At 30.5% G+C, this 2,324-nt stretch carries 3 protein-coding genes; all 3 read right to left on the bottom strand.

Going from position 1 to position 2,324, the window contains the following annotated elements:
- Window positions 1–215: 215 nt before the first annotated feature.
- The 3 genes from AB4Y90_RS17580 to AB4Y90_RS17570 all read right to left on the bottom strand — a co-directional run bounded on the left by AB4Y90_RS17580 (window position 216) and on the right by AB4Y90_RS17570 (window position 1,955).
- Window positions 216–716: a CinA family protein gene (locus AB4Y90_RS17580; protein ID WP_441558861.1), complete on the bottom strand. Its 501-nt coding sequence runs from the start codon at window positions 714–716 to the stop codon at window positions 216–218.
- Window positions 717–727: 11 nt separating this feature from the next.
- Window positions 728–1,033: a hypothetical protein gene (locus AB4Y90_RS17575; protein ID WP_441558860.1), complete on the bottom strand. Its 306-nt coding sequence runs from the start codon at window positions 1,031–1,033 to the stop codon at window positions 728–730.
- Window positions 1,034–1,340: 307 nt separating this feature from the next.
- Complete coding sequence (locus AB4Y90_RS17570; protein WP_441558859.1) at window positions 1,341–1,955, bottom strand: Crp/Fnr family transcriptional regulator; 615 nt, start codon at window positions 1,953–1,955, stop codon at window positions 1,341–1,343.
- Window positions 1,956–2,324 lie beyond the last annotated feature (369 nt).

Below are 2,324 nucleotides of genomic sequence, written 5' to 3'. Positions count from 1 at the left end.
CCTTAATGGTAAAAAATAAATTATAAATTTAAACAGGCTCTAATAATTAAAATTTTCTGTTTTGAAAGGTTTAAGCTGAGCTATTTTTTTACCGATTCCCGGGTGATGTCTGCTTTTTTATTTCTGGGTTCATCATCTTCAAAATCGCAACGGCATGAGACGGATGCTAAACTAAAAATACACAGAGTAAGAATGGCAATCTTTGATTTCATATTTTATTTTAAAATTAATAGTTTATTGATTTCGCTTTTAAAACAGCCTAAAATAAATTCGGTGTAGTATTTTTGGGCTTCCAAAGCCTGTGTTTTGGGGTGCAGCTCAAGTTTTTTAGACAAGATTATTTCACCTTTGTAAGCGAAAGAGTAATAAGAAAATATTTTGTAAGTCGAGTTTCTGATCGGCGTAGCGTAGCCTGTAACTGCGATAGACCAATCGGTTTCGAATAATTTGGCTACATTAATTGCCATTGTTTCAGCAATATTTTCAGAAACGCAATCGCAGAGATTTGCCTCTTCATAGTCTACATTTAGTAGCTTCACCTTTTGCTCTAAGGCATAAGCTGTAACGCCGCCTTTATAAAACATTGATGCATTTGGCATTTGCGAAAAAGACAGCTGAAGCAGCCCCGAAGTAACGCTTTCTGCAATAGAAATTGTTTCGTTGGTTGTTACTAATGCTTTGCTGATATAATTGAGTAAGTTTTCCTGGAATTCCATAGTATCTATTTTTAATGAAGTTGTGAGATGTTCATGTATTTTTCAAAATAATGGAGGTCATTTGTTGTTTCCAGTGTAAGATAAAACATGATTTGCTTTGGCTCCCGCAAACTGATATTTTCTAAACTGTCGAATTTTGCGATCATTGCTCTTGCAGATCTGTTATTCAGCTCCGGATTTATTACAAACAGCAAAAAAATGTTTTCGTTAATTTCTTTTGCGTAGATCACAGATTCGCTTTCAATCCATTTTCCGTAATTGGGTATCTCGGTAAAATCGTCCTGATTAATGAATTTTAAAATTTCATTGAAGTTCATATTTTATTTGGTGTTGGTTATGGTTATTTTTCAGTTTATAAAAACAGATTTTCGGTAATAAAAGATTAGCTCTTCCTCCACAAAGAAGTAATCATAATGATGAGAAAAACTGGGTAAAAATTGAATGTTAAAAATCAAGAAAAACTTTTAACCTGTTGTGTGGTATTATTCATATGTATATTGTTTTTAGGTGATTGGTGGTAATTTATCGTTAATAATTTTTCCTATAAAAGTGTGAATTATTGTCTGCAATAATACTCAAATATAATGCTCAAAAAGCTATTTTATATATGATTTAGGTCATATTTTAATAACAAATTTTACGATCTTTGATTTTAACCAGATTATCTTTTTCCATTTTTTTTATGGTTCTAATAATGGTTTCTACACGCAATCCTGTAAGATCGGCAATCTGCTGTCTTGTAAGCTTTATATTGAAAGAATGCGTATCCTCACAATCTGAATAGCTTTTAAGGTAATTAAAGAGTCCTTTTATTCTTGCTAAAGGGTTTTGCGATGCCATATTTTGCATCATGATCGTCTGATAATACAACCTGTGAGAAAGACAGGCATTTAGCTCCAAAGAAATATGAGGATTTTCTTTAATTAAATTGATGAAATTTTTTCTGGGTACACGTATAAGTGTGGTGGGTTTCAGAACAACAGCATTTACAGGATACTGCTTATCGATGAAAAGCAGCGGGTCGCCGAAGCTTTGCCCTTTTCCTAAGATATTATGAATAAACTCCTTCCCTTCGTCGTTATAATTATTAAGTTTCACAGAACCCTCTATAATTTGAAAATAAAATGACGGAGATTCTCCTTCCCGGAAAATTGCTTCTCTTTCTTTATAAGTTTTATTTTCTGCACTATAAGATTTTAGCAATTGTTCATCGATCTTCATGCAACTAATGGTTTTCATGGTGTTGTTCTTTTATTTTAGCCTTAATTCGGTGTAAGCGATGACTTTAATTGTTTATTCTGAATATTTTATTTTATATAAAGCTTAGAGCCTGCTTAAAATTTATTTAATCTTTTTTATGCATTATCTCTTAATTCTCTAAATTAAATAAACTTTGTTTATTCTTATCTTTAACATTAAGAATTTTAGATAATTAAACTGTATATGATTAAGGTAACAATGAATTGTTTTTTATTAAGTTTTTTAAGCTAAAAGGTCTTAATTTCTTAATGTTAAAAATATATTCAATATTTAAACAGCTTCTTAATCTTCACGAATTTTATTTTTAAAAAGCAAACTATTAATCATTAAAAAGCAAACTATTAATCA

The organism is Chryseobacterium sp. 2TAF14 (assembly GCF_052115105.1).
In the GTDB taxonomy this organism is placed as follows: domain Bacteria; phylum Bacteroidota; class Bacteroidia; order Flavobacteriales; family Weeksellaceae; genus Chryseobacterium.
This window is presented reverse-complemented; position numbering and strand designations above follow the sequence as displayed.